This window comes from Agarivorans sp. QJM3NY_30 (assembly GCF_050870855.2).
Taxonomy (GTDB): domain Bacteria; phylum Pseudomonadota; class Gammaproteobacteria; order Enterobacterales; family Celerinatantimonadaceae; genus Agarivorans.
The window spans coordinates 4209357-4224377 of sequence record NZ_CP194038.2 but is presented as its reverse complement, the minus strand read 5'-3'; the positions used below and the strand labels follow the sequence as shown (position 1 = coordinate 4224377).

The 15021-nt window shown below is 45.4% G+C and carries 20 protein-coding genes; 7 read left to right on the top strand and 13 right to left on the bottom strand.

What is annotated here, in order from left to right; all coding sequences use genetic code 11:
- Nucleotides 1-26: 26 nt before the first annotated feature.
- Genes ACRRSX_RS19085 through ACRRSX_RS19035 form a run of 11 tightly spaced genes read right to left on the bottom strand, consistent with a single transcriptional unit; the run spans nt 27 to nt 7800 of the window.
- A complete protein-coding gene (locus tag ACRRSX_RS19085) occupies nt 27-296 on the bottom strand; it encodes an HPr family phosphocarrier protein (protein ID WP_432456002.1) in 270 nt (89 codons plus the stop codon).
- Entirely contained in the window at nt 283-1140 is an 858-nt protein-coding gene (gene rapZ, locus ACRRSX_RS19080) for an RNase adapter RapZ (protein WP_432456003.1), read from the bottom strand. The genes ACRRSX_RS19085 and rapZ overlap by 14 nt, the downstream gene beginning before the upstream one ends.
- 26 nt (nt 1141-1166) lie before the next feature.
- Nucleotides 1167-1610: a PTS IIA-like nitrogen regulatory protein PtsN gene (gene ptsN, locus ACRRSX_RS19075; RefSeq protein ID WP_432456004.1), complete on the bottom strand. Its 444-nt coding sequence runs from the start codon at nt 1608-1610 to the stop codon at nt 1167-1169.
- A gap of 8 nt (nt 1611-1618) precedes the next feature.
- Entirely contained in the window at nt 1619-1906 is a 288-nt protein-coding gene (gene hpf, locus ACRRSX_RS19070) for a ribosome hibernation promoting factor (protein WP_432456005.1), read from the bottom strand.
- A gap of 26 nt (nt 1907-1932) precedes the next feature.
- Nucleotides 1933-3438 (bottom strand): RNA polymerase factor sigma-54, encoded by a 1506-nt coding sequence (locus ACRRSX_RS19065; RefSeq protein WP_432456006.1) that lies wholly within the window; start codon nt 3436-3438, stop codon nt 1933-1935.
- A gap of 51 nt (nt 3439-3489) precedes the next feature.
- A complete protein-coding gene (gene lptB / locus ACRRSX_RS19060; RefSeq protein WP_432456007.1) occupies nt 3490-4215 on the bottom strand; it encodes an LPS export ABC transporter ATP-binding protein in 726 nt (241 codons plus the stop codon).
- Nucleotides 4212-4757: a lipopolysaccharide transport periplasmic protein LptA gene (lptA, locus tag ACRRSX_RS19055; RefSeq protein WP_432456008.1), complete on the bottom strand. Its 546-nt coding sequence runs from the start codon at nt 4755-4757 to the stop codon at nt 4212-4214. Before lptA ends, lptB begins: the two co-directional genes overlap by 4 nt.
- A complete protein-coding gene (lptC, locus tag ACRRSX_RS19050; protein WP_432456009.1) occupies nt 4720-5277 on the bottom strand; it encodes an LPS export ABC transporter periplasmic protein LptC in 558 nt (185 codons plus the stop codon). Before lptC ends, lptA begins: the two co-directional genes overlap by 38 nt.
- Nucleotides 5274-5825, bottom strand: a complete 552-nt coding sequence (gene kdsC / locus ACRRSX_RS19045) for a 3-deoxy-manno-octulosonate-8-phosphatase KdsC (protein WP_432456010.1) — start codon at nt 5823-5825, stop codon at nt 5274-5276. The genes lptC and kdsC overlap by 4 nt, the downstream gene beginning before the upstream one ends.
- Complete coding sequence (locus tag ACRRSX_RS19040; protein WP_432456011.1) at nt 5825-6790, bottom strand: KpsF/GutQ family sugar-phosphate isomerase; 966 nt, start codon at nt 6788-6790, stop codon at nt 5825-5827. Before ACRRSX_RS19040 ends, kdsC begins: the two co-directional genes overlap by 1 nt.
- 38 nt (nt 6791-6828) lie before the next feature.
- Nucleotides 6829-7800, bottom strand: coding sequence for a calcium/sodium antiporter (locus ACRRSX_RS19035; RefSeq protein WP_432456012.1), 972 nt, complete (start codon nt 7798-7800; stop codon nt 6829-6831).
- Between the two features lie 161 nt (nt 7801-7961).
- Here ACRRSX_RS19035 and ACRRSX_RS19030 point away from each other — a divergent pair, with 161 nt between their 5' ends.
- Genes ACRRSX_RS19030 through murA form a run of 7 tightly spaced genes read left to right on the top strand, consistent with a single transcriptional unit; the run spans nt 7962 to nt 12466 of the window.
- Complete coding sequence (locus ACRRSX_RS19030) at nt 7962-8750, top strand: ATP-binding cassette domain-containing protein (RefSeq protein ID WP_432456013.1); 789 nt, start codon at nt 7962-7964, stop codon at nt 8748-8750.
- Nucleotides 8747-9523: a lipid asymmetry maintenance ABC transporter permease subunit MlaE gene (gene mlaE, locus ACRRSX_RS19025; RefSeq protein ID WP_432456014.1), complete on the top strand. Its 777-nt coding sequence runs from the start codon at nt 8747-8749 to the stop codon at nt 9521-9523. Before ACRRSX_RS19030 ends, mlaE begins: the two co-directional genes overlap by 4 nt.
- A 14-nt stretch (nt 9524-9537) precedes the next feature.
- Nucleotides 9538-10005 carry an outer membrane lipid asymmetry maintenance protein MlaD gene (gene mlaD / locus ACRRSX_RS19020; protein WP_432456015.1) on the top strand — a complete coding sequence of 156 codons (468 nt, stop codon included), beginning with the start codon at nt 9538-9540 and terminating at the stop codon, nt 10003-10005.
- On the top strand, nt 10005-10637 hold the full coding sequence (locus tag ACRRSX_RS19015; protein WP_432456016.1) for an MlaC/ttg2D family ABC transporter substrate-binding protein: 633 nt from the start codon (nt 10005-10007) through the stop codon (nt 10635-10637). The genes mlaD and ACRRSX_RS19015 overlap by 1 nt, the downstream gene beginning before the upstream one ends.
- Entirely contained in the window at nt 10634-10912 is a 279-nt protein-coding gene (locus tag ACRRSX_RS19010; protein ID WP_432456017.1) for an STAS domain-containing protein, read from the top strand. Before ACRRSX_RS19015 ends, ACRRSX_RS19010 begins: the two co-directional genes overlap by 4 nt.
- Nucleotides 10913-10934: 22 nt before the next feature.
- Nucleotides 10935-11189 carry a BolA family protein gene (locus tag ACRRSX_RS19005; RefSeq protein WP_432456018.1) on the top strand — a complete coding sequence of 85 codons (255 nt, stop codon included), beginning with the start codon at nt 10935-10937 and terminating at the stop codon, nt 11187-11189.
- Nucleotides 11190-11200: 11 nt separating this feature from the next.
- Nucleotides 11201-12466, top strand: coding sequence for a UDP-N-acetylglucosamine 1-carboxyvinyltransferase (murA, locus tag ACRRSX_RS19000; protein ID WP_432456019.1), 1266 nt, complete (start codon nt 11201-11203; stop codon nt 12464-12466).
- Here murA and degS read toward each other — a convergent pair.
- Nucleotides 12450-13544, bottom strand: a complete 1095-nt coding sequence (gene degS / locus ACRRSX_RS18995; protein ID WP_432456020.1) for an outer membrane-stress sensor serine endopeptidase DegS — start codon at nt 13542-13544, stop codon at nt 12450-12452. The two genes, murA and degS, sit on opposite strands and share 17 nt — an antisense overlap.
- A 99-nt stretch (nt 13545-13643) precedes the next feature.
- Nucleotides 13644-15011 carry a Do family serine endopeptidase gene (locus ACRRSX_RS18990; RefSeq protein ID WP_432456021.1) on the bottom strand — a complete coding sequence of 456 codons (1368 nt, stop codon included), beginning with the start codon at nt 15009-15011 and terminating at the stop codon, nt 13644-13646.
- Nucleotides 15012-15021: the final 10 nt, after the last annotated feature.

The window sequence follows — 15021 nt, the reverse complement described above, 5'->3', positions numbered from 1 at the left end:
GTAGCAGTTGCATCAATAAATTCGCGTTATTCCTCGTCGAAGTTTGCTTCAACGAGTTGTTGTATGGCATCGAGAGCAGCCTCTGCATCGTTACCTTCAGAGATTATCGTGAGGGTATTGCCTTGAGCGCTTGCCAACACCAGCAATCCCATCACGCTGGCAGCCGAAGCGGTTTTTTTCCCGTCAATAATACTTACTTCAGCTTCAAATTCTTGTACCAATTCGACCAGTTTGGTGGCTGGGCGAGCGTGTAAGCCCAGTTTGTTTTTTACGACGACTTGTCTAGTGAGTTTCAAGTTTATGTTCCAAAGTTCGATGGCGCCGCTGCACCTTACGTTTTTGACTAAAGTGTTCAGCCAGTTGTTCGGCGACATAAACACTACGATGTTGTCCGCCAGTACAACCAATTGCGATGGTCAGATAGGCGCGATTATTGGCTTCTAAATGCGGCAGCCAAGATCCTAATAAATCAGCGATTTGCTGGATGTACTGCTCTACAAGAGGCTGCTTGGCTAAATAATCTTTAACCGCTTGATCGAGACCGCATAAAGGTCGTAGTTCTTCTTGCCAGTGCGGGTTCGGTAAAAAGCGAGCATCAAATAGGTAATCGGCATCATTGGGTACGCCATTTTTAAAGCCAAAGGACTCAAACACCATAATTAATTGCTGCTGTTGTTCTCCGGTCACTCGCGATCGAATGAGCTGACTCAATTCATGTACGGATAAACGCGAGGTATCTATTCTTAGGTCAGCATTGCGAGAAATGGGGGCGAGCAGGGCGGTTTCAGATTCTATGGCCTTGGCTAGAGACATGTCGTTTTGACTCAGTGGATGAACCCGCCGAGTTTCACTGTAGCGGCGGATCAGCGCATCATCTTTCGCGTCGAGAAAAATACTTAATAGGTTAAGCTCAGAGCCTTCATCGCGAATTAGTTGACCGATGGGTGAGGGTTCATCAGGTAAATTTCGCACATCAATGCTAATGGCGACTTTGGTGTACTGTCTTTTTAGGTGTTCAATTAAAGGACGCCATAATACGACTGGTAAATTGTCGACACAGTAATAACCTAAATCTTCTAATACTCGTAGTGCGACCGTTTTACCTGAACCGGAGCGCCCGCTAACGATAATCAGTTCCATGATAACCCCTAATAACGATTAGAGTCTTAGGCTATCATGATCGTGTATAATTCGTCATCACTTTGTGCTGTACGAAGTTGTTTGCATATTTGCTTATCGTTAAGTTTTTCAGCAACTTGAGCGAGAGTATTTAGATGTTGTTGACATTGGTCTTCGGGAACCAGTAAGGCAAATATTAAATCAACGGCTTGATTGTCAATGGCGTCAAAGGAAATCGCCGGAGTACAGCGTAATAATACTGCGGTCGCATGGTATTGATTGCCTATTCTACCGTGAGGGATCGCGATGCCTTGGCCAATGCCAGTACTGCCCATGCGTTCACGATTTAATAAACTTTCAAATATACTTTTAGATGTGGTGTCGAGTTGCTTCGCAACTAGTTCACTGATCAATTCCAATGCTCGTTTTTTTGACGAACATTGGACTGCACTTTGGGTGCAGTCCAAGCTTAGTACTTTATCTATTTGCATTACTATGACTAATGTTTGGTGAGTTTTTCTTTATGCTTAATGACTTGGCGATCGAGCTTATCGATGAGGCTATCGATGGCCGCGTACATATCAGCGTGTTCTGAAGTGGCGAATAATTCACCACCATTTAGGTGTATAGTGGCTTCGGCAATCTGATTCAGTTTTTCGACATTGAGAATAACATGGACATTATTAATTTGGTCGAATCGTCGTTGTAGCTTAGTAAACTTAGTGTGGACATATTCTCTCAAAGACTCAGTGATTTCTACGTGGTGTCCAGTAAGGTTAATTTGCATAGATGTCGTCCCCTTTATAGTGGCCTTTAAATAAGGCTCTTACGTTGGTTAGAAGGTGGAATAGCCAATGACTCACGATATTTAGCTATCGTACGCCTAGCCACCTTGATGCCTTGATCTGCCAAAATATCAGCGATTTTACTATCGCTGAGTGGTTTACTGGTATTCTCGGCAGCAACCAGTTTCTTAATTAATGCACGAATGGCTGTTGAGGAGCATTCTCCTCCACCATCGGTAGCCACATGGCTAGAGAAAAAGTATTTGAGTTCGAAGATCCCGCGAGGGGTATGCATGAATTTTTGAGTCGTGACCCTAGAGATCGTGGATTCATGCATTTCAACCGCTTCGGCAACATCATTCAATACCATCGGTTTCATGGCTTCTTCACCATATTCAAAGAAAGCTTGTTGGTGATGCACGATGCAATTAGAGACTTTCAGTAGGGTTTCGTTACGGCTTTCAATACTCTTGATGAACCATTTTGCTTCTTGCAGATGGCTGCGAATAAACTGGGTATCGTTGGCGTTGGTCGAGGTTTTAGTCATCGATGCATAATGTGAATTGATGCGTAGTTTTGGCATCGCGTCAGGATTGAGTTCAACCACCCAGCGACCTTGACGTTTAATCACCGAGACATCGGGAATTACGTATTGGGCTTGATTTGGTTCGACGGCATTACCAGGTCTTGGCTCTAAGGTGTGAATCAGCCGCATCACTTCGCGTAGCTGCTCCTCTTTTAACTTGGTTTTACGGGCCAATAAACGAAAATCTCGATTTGCTAATACGTCAATATGATTCGATACGATGTCTTTCGCTTCATTCAGCCAAGGTGTTTGTTCGCTGAAACGACTTAATTGGATGAGTAAGCATTCCTGTAGAGAGCGGGCAGCAATACCAACTGGATCGAAGTGCTGAATACGTTTAAGTACTGCTTCAATTTCATCTAACTCGACATCTAAATCATTATTTTCAATCGAACGTAGTCCCTCAAGTAATTGCTCACAATCTTGGGTCAGGTAACCTGATTGGTCGACTGCGTCGATGATGGCGAGGGCGATCGCTTGGTCTATTTCACTAAAAGGCGTGAGGCGCATTTGCCAGAGCAAGTGATCTTGTAAGGAGTCAACGGTTTCACCTTGAAACAACATGTCGTTGTCATCACTGCTGCTACCGGATGAAGAGCTGGCAGGAGCCGAACTCGCGCTGTAAATGTCATCCCAAGTTGAGTCAACCGGAAGATCGTCTGCGACGGTATCTTGACTAATGGCATCGCCAGTTTCCATCTGGCTGCTATCGATCTCCGTTTGGCTATTGTTTGCATCACTATTTTGCTCGCTGGCTGATTTAAATTCAGCCGAGTCTGCGTCATTTGCTTGCGCTTCATCTGCTTCTAGCAGAGGATTACTCTCCAAAGCTTCTTGGATTTCCTGCTGCAGATCCAGCGTCGAAAGCTGGAGTAAGCGTATGGCCTGTTGTAACTGGGGGGTCATGGTTAATTGCTGACCAAGACGCAACTGCAAAGATGCTTTCATTAATTACCGCTGTTCCTTCTTTTTATTATCGCGTTTGAGGACATACTTTAACTATAGCTTGAATTGTTCACCGAGATAAACTCGTTTCACATGCTCATTTTTAAGTATCTCCTCAGGTTTTCCTGAGGCTATCAGTTCGCCTTGGCTAACGATATAGGCGTGCTCACAAACATCTAGTGTTTCTCTTACATTGTGGTCGGTGATCAATACACCCAGACCGCGATCACGAAGATGTTCAATGATTTTTTTTATATCGATAACAGAAATAGGATCCACGCCTGCGAAGGGTTCGTCAAGCAAAATAAACTTAGGTGCGGCAGCTAGAGCGCGGGCAATTTCTACTCGGCGACGTTCACCGCCCGACAGACTCATGCCTAAATTCTTGCGAATATGACCAATATGAAACTCTTCAAGTAAGTCATCGAGCGCGCCCATTTGTTGTTGTTTATCGAGGTCTTTACGTGTTTCTAAGACCGCTAAAATATTCTTTTCTACCGAGAGGCGACGAAAGATAGATGCTTCTTGCGGTAGGTAACCTATGCCTTTGCGAGCCCGGGTATGCATGGCGGTACTTGACAGATCTTCGTTGTCAATTAGGATCCGCCCTTGGTCCCTTGGGACTAAACCAACCACCATATAAAAAGTGGTGGTTTTTCCAGCGCCATTGGGCCCTAATAAACCGACAATTTTTCCAGTTTCAACATTGAGACTCACGTTTTTAACGACCTTGCGCCCCTTGTAACTTTTGGCAAGGTTTTCTGCAATTAAGGTACTCATGGTTGAGGCGTGGCCTTGGGGGCAACTTTGTTGAGTTGTTGGGGTAAGAAAATGGTGGTCACCCGATTGTTTTGGTCGCCCTGAGCAACCATTTCTTGTTTGTTAATGCTGTATTTAATCATTTGACCTTTGACTAAGCTTTCTTCTTGCTTCAGCAGTGCATTGTTAGTAAGCGTAAGCGTTTGAGTCTTCAAATCGTAACGCACTTCGTTCGCCTCTGCTTCAATGGGCTTACCATTATCTAAGAGCTGATAGAAGGTGGCTGGTTTGCCTTTTGCTATCATCACTTCGCTGCCTTTTTGCTCACTTCCGATAACGCTCAGTTCTTCGGCGCGCATTTTTATCGAGCCTTGAGTCACGACGACATTACTATAAAAAGTGACGCGATTTTCTTTGATATTAACCTGTTGACGGTCGGCATCGACGACAATTTGTTTATTGAAGTCGTCTTCAAGCGCTTGAGCCCCCCAACTGATGAGTAACAGGCTTGCTAAAAAGGCTAATTTATTCTTGTGGATTGTGGTAAACCGCTTCGATATCATTTAATAAAGTCACTATTTCATTGGCTAAATCACCGTTCATTCCGCGTCCATATAATTCGTAGGATGGGCCATAAACGGTAACGAGTTTATCACTATGCATGGTTTCGTTTTGCAGGTCGATTTCCAAGCTGTCTGTAATTAAGTCACGAACGTATTTGCTGCGACTCAAGTTTTTAATTACTACATTGTCATTTAACATGACCGTGTGTTGCTGCTGTACTGTAGCTTGATCGGCCACGATTTGCCATACAGGTTGTTTGGGATCGGGATATACCAAGATTTTTGGTTGGCTGAAAGTGGTGTGCTTGAGTTGCTCAAAATACGCCATCTGTTCGGCATAAATACGATAGCGGGGCCTTCCCTGTTCGCCAAAACTAACACTGTATAGCTGTTCGGCAATAAAATTGGGTTTATTGATTTCGCGAGTTTCGGTCAGTTGTTGGGTATCTGACGGGCTGAGCTGCCAAAGCACCAAAGCCACCATAAATAAAACCGCAAAAAACCAAGTGGGTTTATTCATATACTCATGCCCTGAGCATTTTGTAGCTGTCCTTGTGCCTGAAGAATTAAATCGCATAATTCCCGCACTGCACCATAACCCCCAGCGGTTTTAGTCACTAATTTGGCAGCTTGTTTACATAATGGATGGGCGTCATATACAGCAACCCCTAAGGCACAGGCATTCATGACTGGAACATCGACCACGTCATCGCCGATATAGGCACAGTATTCGGGGCTTAAGCTTAGCTTTTGTTGTAATTGTCGATAGGCTTGCATTTTATCTTGCTGGCCCTGAAATATATGCTGCACACCTAAAGCTTGCATGCGGGTGCTGACTAAATTTGATTGGCGGCCGGTAATAATCGCAACCTCAATACCTGCATTGAGTAATGCTTTAATACCAAAGCCATCATGGGTGTGAAAGGCCTTTAATTCTTCGCCATCATTACCGAGGTAGATCCGACCATCGGAGAATACGCCATCGACATCACAAATGAGCAATTTTATATTTCTGGCTAAACTGTAGTTTTGCTGGGTGACCGCACCGTAGGGCGTTTCAACACTCACTAATAGACTCCTGCTTGCAGTAAGGTGTGCATATTAAAAGCGCCAATTACGGTTTGTTGATGGAGCACAAATAGACCGTTAATTGAGTCTTTCTTCATCAGTTTAAGCGCATCAAAGGCTAACCAATCATCTTCTATTACTTTAGGGTTGTGTGTCATCACTTGACCAATTGGCGTTTCATGAATATCGATACGCTGATCTAGGATCCTGCGTAAATCTCCATCGGTAAAAATTCCGACTAAATGTTGCTGCTGATTGACGACGCCAACCATACCTAAACCTTTGGCGGTAATTTCAAATAGTGCTTCTCGAATAGTTTGTTCGACTACAACTAAAGGAATTTGTTCCCCGCTGAGCATAATGTCGTGAACACTCAATAGCAGTTTTTTGCCTAAACTGCCACCCGGATGAGATAGTGCAAAATCATCGGCAGTGAAGCCTCGAGCTTGGAGTAGCGCCACGGCTAAAGCATCTCCCATGACGAGCGTAGCGGTAGAGCTAGCGGTTGGCGCTAAGCCGAGAGGGCACGCTTCACGGGGAACGGCAACACACAGGTGGTAGTCGGCCAATTTTGCCATACTTGAGAGAGGGTTACTGGTGAGTGCAATTGAGCGTACACCGATACGGTTGAACACCGGGTATAAGGAGAGGATCTCTTCTGACTCTCCAGAATTTGAGAGCGCAATAACAATATCATCGGCGGATATCATGCCCAAATCACCATGACAGGCTTCGCCAGGGTGCACAAAAAAAGCTGGGGTCCCGGTCGACGCTAAAGTCGCGGCTATTTTATTGGCAATATGACCCGACTTCCCCATCCCGGTAAGGATGACCTTACCTTTACCCGCTAAGATTAACTCACAGGCTGCACTAAAATCTTGGTTTAAGTATTGGTGCAGATTTTCGATGCCCAAAGCTTCGATTTCTAAAACCTGTTTAGCGGTGGCGATATAATCAATTGACACTCAATTTCCCTCAAATAATGCTGAATAAAAATAGTCGCTTAAGCCGAGAATAATAACAGTTGATAGGCAACAAAGCTGCAGCATAATATTGCGCCTTCCCAACGTGATATTTTGCGACTTCTGCCAAAGAAGCTCATTGACATCACAAACAGTAATAAGGTTACCCCCATCATGACATAGAAGTCACGTTCGGCAGCAAGGGCGTCAATTGGACCGGGGGCGAGCATTGCGGGGACCGCTAATACGGCTAAAATATTGAATAGGTTTGAGCCGATAATATTACCCAGAACCAGGTCATCTTCTTTCTTGATGACCCCTGCGATACAAGCAGCTAGTTCTGGCAGACTGGTGCCGATGGCGATGATGGTCAAGCCGATCACTAAATCACTGATCCCAAAATAGCGCGCGATTTCTGAGGCTGAACCGACTAATATGTCAGCACTTATCGGCAATAATACTAAACCAACCGCAAGCCACAACAAAGCTTTGCTGGTTGCTACATCTTTGGGGACTTCCGAAGCGGCTTCTTCCATCATTGGATCTAGTTTGGCGTTGTTACGTTGACGTAGCGAGCCGATGATGAGAAAGGCCATCATGGTTACAAATATCGTCAATAATAAGGTACCTTCTATATATCCAAGATGTTGGTCATGTAATATCCAACCAGCAAATGCCGTGGCGGCTAACACCATCGGTAATTCTCTAAATAACGTTGATGATGAAACGAATAAAGGTTTGAATAAGGCGGTCACGCCGAGAACTAAAGTGATATTGGTAATGTTGGAGCCGATTACATTTCCCACTGCGGTATTCATTTTGCCTTCTAAGGCGGCGGTTGCTGAAACCATAACTTCTGGGGCAGAGGAGCCCAAGGCGACGATGGTTAGGCCAATAATCATCGGCGGTAAACCAAAATTGTTAGCAATAGCGGCAGCGCCAAAAACAAAACGATCAGCACTCCAAACTAAGAGCGCTAAACCAACAACTAATAATAAACATTCAACGAACATGGGTTTCCTTGGATCAACAAATATCAGTGATGCGGACAAAATAGCAAGCATTGTCAACATTTTCCTGACAAAAGGGAAGAGTTTAACCTTGAGTGTCATCAATTATCTCAATAATATGGCAGCCTTGAACAGTCAAGATTGCTGATGGAGTGGCTAAAAATTTGATTGAAGTAAAACAATTAGCATTTCAGCGCGGTGACAAAGTTATCTTTGAAGGCCTCGATTTGCGTATTCAGCGCGGTAAAATTACCGCAATTATGGGGCCTAGCGGGATCGGTAAAACGACCTTACTTAAACTGATTGCTGGGCAGCTAAAGCCGCAGTCGGGTGAAGTGCTGATCGACCAGCAAAATGTGCATCAGCTGAAACGTCGCGAATTATTCAAGTTACGTAAACGGATCGGCATGTTATTTCAAAGTGGTGCTTTGTTTAGTGATCTTAATGTTTTTGAGAATGTCGCGTTTCCCTTACGAGAACATACTCAGTTACCGGAAGTGGTATTGCGAAACTTGGTGTTGATGAAGTTACAAACCGTGGGTCTACGTGGCACCGCGCAGCTGATGCCGAGTGATTTGTCGGGCGGAATGGCGCGTCGAGTGGCGCTAGCAAGAGCGATTGCCTTGGAGCCCGAGCTAATTCTTTACGATGAGCCCTTTGTTGGTCAGGACCCCATCTCAATGGGGGTATTGATTAAATTGATCCAAGGCTTGAACCAAAGTTTACAATTGACCTCGGTGATAGTTTCTCATGATGTGAGTGAAGTTCTTAGTATCGCTGATTACGTGTTTGTAATTGATGGCCATAGCGTATTAGCCCAAGGTAGCGTCGAAGCAATTGCGTCAAATCCGAATCCGCGTTTGGCGCAATTTCTCAATGGTCAAGCCGATGGCCCGGTGGCTTTTCATTATCCAGCAGACGATTATGCACAAGCACTTAAGGCGGCCTTATGATTGACGTTATTGCGCTATTAGGTCGTAAGACCCTATTACGCTTCGCCTCGCTCGGCCGAGCGAGCTTAATGTTATGGCATGCCTTATCGAGCTGGCCAAGTCGGCAATTGCTGAAAGATACGATCTATCAAATCTATGTGGTGGGGGTGCAGTCACTGCCTATTATCTTGGTTTCAGGTCTATTTATTGGGATGGTTCTGGCGCTACAGGGCTACCATATTTTGGTCGATTTTGGTGCCGAAACCAGTCTTGGTCCTATGGTTGCGTTATCGCTACTTCGGGAGCTTGGTCCGGTGGTGACCGCTTTGTTGTTTGCAGGGCGGGCTGGCTCTGCGCTCACCGCAGAAATTGGCTTGATGAAAACTACTGAACAATTATCCAGTATGGAGATGATGGCCGTTGACCCACTTAAGCGGGTGATAGCGCCGCGTTTATGGGCTGGGTTTATTGCCATGCCCCTATTAACGCTGATGTTTAATTTGGTCGGTATTTGGGGCGGGTTCTTAGTTGGCGTGGAATGGTTGGGGGTCGATAACGGCAGCTTTTGGTCGATTACCGCAGCATCCATAGAGTTTGGCCAAGATATTGGTAATGGGATTATCAAGAGTGCGGTGTTTGCGATTACGGTGGTTTGGGTAGCATTATTCAATGGTTACGACTCAACCCCTAGCGCTCAGGGGATTAGTCAGGCGACGACGCGAAGTGTGGTGCATGCTTCGTTGCTGGTTTTGGCTTTAGATTTTGTATTAACTGCACTAATGTTTGGCAGCTAGGTTTAGGGAATAACATGAAAGTAAATAAAGTTGAGTTGTCGGTTGGATTGTTTGTATTACTGGGTTTCGCTGCGCTATTAATCTTGTCGTTGAAAATTGCGAATAGTCAGTTTAGTAGCAGTAATGATCTGTATACGCTGTATGCTAAGTTTGACAATATTGGAGGGCTTAAAGTACGCGCGCCAGTAAAAGTGGGAGGGGTCGTGGTTGGTCGAGTTGAAGCGATTGAACTTGATGTTGATGATTATATGCCAAAGGTGACTTTGAATATGTATCGCCAATACGGTTTTTACCCAGAGACAAGTTCTCTTTCGATCCTTACCGCGGGCTTGTTAGGAGAGCAATACATTGGTCTCACCCCTGGCTTTGTCGTTGAAGGTATTGAGCACCTCAATGATGGTGCGTTGATTGAAGATACTAAATCAGCGTTGGTGTTGGAAGATTTGATTGGCCAATTTTTATATTCAGCCAAGGAGAAGTAATGATGACCATGAGAGTAGTATTTTTGCTGTTGCTGACGAGTTTGTTTAGTGCCACAAGCCAAGCGGAAAATGTGGATCAAAACCCTTACCGTTTGATGAACTACGTTGCTGAGCAAACTTTTAGTCGCTTGGCTAAAATTGACCGAGATAGCTCTACCGTGGATCAGCAAGTCGAAGATATTGTGCGTCAGCAGCTGATGCCTCATATTGATTATCGCTACGCCGCGTTGGTGGTATTGAGTAAACACCTCAAAAAAACTGATGAACAACAGCGTGCTAGGTTCATTAAGGCATTTCAGGAGTATTTAGTTGCAACTTATACCCAAGCATTAGCTCAGTATAAACAACAGAAAGTACTCATTGAACCGGAACGATCGGTCGAGGGGCAAACTAAGGTCACCGTAAAAGCTCAATTTATTGATGGTGAGCGGCCTCCGATCAACTTGTCTTTTAAATTTAGAAAGCTGAGAAATAAAGATCAATGGTTAGCTTATGATCTGGTTGCGGAAGGCGTTAGTTTGCTGGCGACCAAACAATCAGAAATAGACAGTTTGATCCGCTCTAGCAGTGTGGATGAAGTGATTGAACTCTTAGAGAAAAAGAATTTTGAATCTGTTGGGCCTTCAAAATGAGTGCAATTTTACAAATTGACCCGCAACGCTTAACGATCCGCGGTGACTGGACGGTTTCTCAGGTTGTTAGTCAGTGGCCGCTACTGGCCGAGTGTCAGGCCGCTACGCTCGACTTGTCCAAGTTAAAGCGGATTGACTCTGCTGGAATAGCCGCTATTATCACCGCCTTAAAACCAGAACCTAGTCATCCTTTAAAAATCGAACACTGCCCAGAGCAGGCGAAGCAACTTTTTGAGCTCTATGAACTTAATCCTTTGCTGCAGTTTGAAAAATAAAGCACTTTTGCGGAGCGTCATTATGCAAGCCGAACAAATTGAACAGATATTAATGCAAACGCTTGAACTGGAACATGTGCAGGTAACTGGAGAAGGCAATCACTTTCAGGTGATTGCCGTGGGTACCATGTTTCAGGAATTATCGCGGGTTAAAAAGCAACAAGCGATATATGCACCATTGAAAGACTACATTGCGAGTAACGAAATTCACGCTTTGGGGATTAAGGCTTTCACTCCTGATGAATGGCAAAAACAACAAAAATTTGGCCAACTGTAGTAGGAGTTGAAGTGGATAAATTTAGAATACAAGGCGGCTGTCGTTTACAAGGCGAAGTTGTTATTTCTGGGGCAAAAAATGCCGCGCTACCGATCTTGTTTGCTACCTTGTTATGTGAAGAGCAAGTGGTGTTACACAATGTGCCTCAGTTAAGAGATATTGGCACCACCTGTAAGATGTTACAGCATTTGGGCCGTGAAGTGCTGGTCGATGGTGAAACTGTCACAGTGAAGGCGGGTAAAGCCAACGACTTTGTTGCGCCTTATGAGTTGGTCAAAACTATGCGTGCTTCAATCATGGCGCTTGGCCCTTTAGTCGCTCGCTATGGTGAGGCCGATGTATCTTTGCCTGGTGGTTGTGCAATTGGAGCTCGTCCGGTAAATCTGCATATTCATGGCTTAGAGTTGATGCAAGCCGATATGAATGTGGAAGATGGTTATGTAAAAGCGCGAGTTTCTGGCCGATTACAAGGCGCGCGGATCTTTATGGATATGGTGAGTGTTACAGGCACCGAGAACTTGATGATGGCGGCGGCTCTCGCTGAGGGTCAAACGATTATTGAGAATGCAGCCCGCGAACCTGAAGTGGTTGATTTGGCTAACTTCTTAAACACTCTTGGGGCGGATATTCAAGGTGCCGGAAGTGATACCATTGTGATTCAAGGTGTGGAGCAGTTGCATGGCGGTGAGTACAGTGTACTCCCCGATCGGATTGAAACGGGGACCTACTTGGTGGCCGCTGCAGTGACGGGTGGAAAAGTCCGTTGTACCAATACCGATCCCGCATTAATGGATGCGGTATTGGCGAAGTTAGCGGAAGCTGGCGCTAAGCTTAGCAGTGGTTCGGACTGGATTGAAGTGGATATGCAAGGCTGCGAGCTTAAAGCTGTGAATGTGAAAACAGCACCTCACCCGGCCTTCCCTACTGATATGCAAGCCCAGTTTACAGTATTGAATATTCTCGCTCAGGGAACTGGTCATGTCACCGAGACGATTTTTGAAAATCGTTTTATGCATGTGCCTGAATTGACGCGCATGGGGGCCGAAATAGAGCTGGAGGGTAATACGGCGATTTGTAAGCACACCGAGCAACTCAGTGGTGCACAGGTGATGGCTACCGATTTACGTGCTTCTGCGAGCTTGGTGATAGCAGCCTTAGTCGCAGAAGGTGAGAGTGTGGTCGATAGGATTTATCATATCGACCGGGGCTATCAAGACATCGAAACTAAGTTTGCGCGGCTAGGAGCCAATATTACGCGGTTTAATGAACGTTCTTAGGCCGGGTTGGTAATTTCAATTCGGTTACGGTCACGGGGAGCTCTAGTTGTTCCCCGTTTCTATATAGGCGTATTCGAATTTCGCTACCCGGTCGGGTTTCGGCAACAATATCCATCGCCTGTTTGATTGAGACAATCTCTTGGCCGGCAATATTGACTAGAATATCGTTGGCTTGGATGCCTGCTTTACTGGCTGGCCCCACAGGATCTACACCGCTTACAATGACCCCTTGGGTATCGTGTAATTTTAAGCGAGAAGCGAGAAGTGGGGTGATTTTTTGTCCGTCTAAACCCAGATAGCCACGCACGATAGTGCCATCTTTAATCAGACTCTGCATGATCTTTTTAGCCAGCAAATAAGGAATAGCGAAGCTAATCCCATAGGTATCTGTAGCATCGTTTAGGTGGTAAGCAGAGGTATTAATCCCCACCAGTTCGCCACGGGTATTGACTAATGCACCCCCAGAGTTTCCACGGTTAATTGCGGCATCGGTTTGTAAAAAGTCTTGTCGACCGGTAGAGCTCATACCGCTGCGTCCAGCCGCACTAATGATCCCTTGAGTGATCGTTTGACCTACATTATAGGGATTGCCGATGGCGAGAACGATATCGCCGACTTGAGTGGTTAGTTGATCATCTTGTGGGATGACGGGTAAGTCAGAAGAGTTATCGATTTTTAACACCGCTAAGTCAGTCACAACATCACCTCCGACTAATTCAGCATTAAAAATGCGTCCATCCTGTAAAGCGATGACAATTTGATCGGAATTTGCGATGACATGGAGATTAGTCAGTACGAAACCTTGACTAGACATAATCACCCCAGAGCCTAAGCCTTGAGATTCCAATTGAGTATCGGCCTTCACGTAAGATTGTAGAAAGCTACGGGTGTAAATGTTAACGACTGCGGGGGCAGCTCGTCTCGAAGCGAGGGCGTAACTACCGAGTGGGGTTTCGGTATAGTCATTTAACAGCTGTTTACTATTTTCCCTAAATTCAGGGAAAGCAAATAGAATGCCGATAGCCATGGCTAAACCAAAAATAGCGGGTTTGAGTAAATACTTGATTATAGCTAACAATTGTTCTTCTCCAGCGACCAACCCAGCATAGCACGCGACTTGTGCAGACAAAAGAAAAGGCGAGCAATATGTCGCCTTTGTTGATTGCGTGGAGCAGGCTTACTGAATGATCCGATAGAGGTTTTCTTCACCGCGCTGGATATTTATCGCCAAGATTCTTGGCTCGCTCTCGAGTAATTCGCGTAAATCAGCGATACTGGAAATGCGAGTTTTGTTGATACCGATAATGATATCACCTTGCTCAAAACCATTGGCGAAAGCCCGCGAATTTCGTTCTACTTTGTTGACCAGTACACCGGCCATTGGTGCGTTTTTGTCGGTAGAGCTAAGACTTGCACCATCTAAGGCTGGGTGCATAATTTTAGCATTTATATTTTGCTCTTCGGCCTGTTGCAAAGTGACTTTGAAGTCAATCGGTTTACCATCCCGAATCGCACCAATCAGGATACTTTTCCCTGCGCCCATGGTGCCAATTTTGGCGCGTAATTCAGCGAAACTTTTCACTTTTTTACCATCAACCGCGATAATAATATCGCCAGCCTTCACACCAGCTTTGTCGGCTGCTGAACCGTGCATGACTTGATTCACAAAGGCGCCATGCTTGGAGTCGGTACCAAAGGCTTTTGCTAAATCACTGTTAAGCTCACCACCTGTCACGCCTAATATCCCACGGCGTACTTCTCCGAATTCAATGATCTGAGCGCTAAGGTTGCTCACCATGTTACTGGGAATGGCAAATCCTATCCCAATATTGCCGCCACTGGGGGCGATGATGGCGGTGTTAATACCGATCAGTTCACCACGTAAGTTGATGAGAGCTCCGCCAGAGTTGCCGCTATTAATTGCAGCATCGGTTTGAATAAAGTTTTCTAAATGCTCAATATTTAAACCGCTGCGACCTAAAGCACTCACAATACCTGAGGTGGCCGTTTGTCCTAAGCCGAAGGGATTACCAATGGCAATGGTAAAATCACCGACCCGCAATTCATCAGAATCGGCGAGTTTCATATCGGTTAAGTTATCAGCTTCAATTTGCAGTAGTGCGATATCGGTTTGGCGGTCACTGCCTAATACTTTGGCATCGAAGCTGCGGCCATCTTTTAAGCTGACGACAATCTCGTCGGCCTGATGGATCACATGATAGTTGGTGATCACATAACCTTTGCTGGCGTTAAGCACCACCCCAGAACCGAGGCCTTGAAAAGGCTGCTTTTGTTCTGCACTGCTTGGGGCTTCTCCTGGACCAAAGAAATATTTAAATAATTCTGGAAGTTGTTGTTGCGAGACTTTGGTCCCTGCGACCGAAATGCTGACTACTGCTGGGGTCACTTGCTCTAAGACTGGCGCTAGGCTGGGGAGCTCTTGTTCACCAACGGCCATGGGTAACGCGGCTTGCGCTGGTAGTGTATTAAATCCAAAAACTAATGATAAGCACAAGATAGCGAATTTCTTGGTGCGATAGTGCATAAATACCCTC

Coding starts and splice junctions, on each gene's coding strand:
- rapZ (WP_432456003.1), bottom strand. CDS start 1,140: ATGGAACTGATTATCGTTAGCGGGCGCTCCGGTTCAGGTAAAACGGTC.
- ptsN (WP_432456004.1), bottom strand. CDS start 1,610: ATGCAAATAGATAAAGTACTAAGCTTGGACTGCACCCAAAGTGCAGTC.
- hpf (WP_432456005.1), bottom strand. CDS start 1,906: ATGCAAATTAACCTTACTGGACACCACGTAGAAATCACTGAGTCTTTG.
- ACRRSX_RS19065 (WP_432456006.1), bottom strand. CDS start 3,438: ATGAAAGCATCTTTGCAGTTGCGTCTTGGTCAGCAATTAACCATGACC.
- lptB (WP_432456007.1), bottom strand. CDS start 4,215: ATGAGTACCTTAATTGCAGAAAACCTTGCCAAAAGTTACAAGGGGCGC.
- lptA (WP_432456008.1), bottom strand. CDS start 4,757: ATGATATCGAAGCGGTTTACCACAATCCACAAGAATAAATTAGCCTTT.
- lptC (WP_432456009.1), bottom strand. CDS start 5,277: ATGAATAAACCCACTTGGTTTTTTGCGGTTTTATTTATGGTGGCTTTG.
- ACRRSX_RS19035 (WP_432456012.1), bottom strand. CDS start 7,800: ATGTTCGTTGAATGTTTATTATTAGTTGTTGGTTTAGCGCTCTTAGTT.
- mlaE (WP_432456014.1), top strand. CDS start 8,747: ATGATTGACGTTATTGCGCTATTAGGTCGTAAGACCCTATTACGCTTC.
- mlaD (WP_432456015.1), top strand. CDS start 9,538: ATGAAAGTAAATAAAGTTGAGTTGTCGGTTGGATTGTTTGTATTACTG.
- ACRRSX_RS19015 (WP_432456016.1), top strand. CDS start 10,005: ATGATGACCATGAGAGTAGTATTTTTGCTGTTGCTGACGAGTTTGTTT.
- ACRRSX_RS19010 (WP_432456017.1), top strand. CDS start 10,634: ATGAGTGCAATTTTACAAATTGACCCGCAACGCTTAACGATCCGCGGT.
- ACRRSX_RS19005 (WP_432456018.1), top strand. CDS start 10,935: ATGCAAGCCGAACAAATTGAACAGATATTAATGCAAACGCTTGAACTG.
- ACRRSX_RS18990 (WP_432456021.1), bottom strand. CDS start 15,011: ATGCACTATCGCACCAAGAAATTCGCTATCTTGTGCTTATCATTAGTT.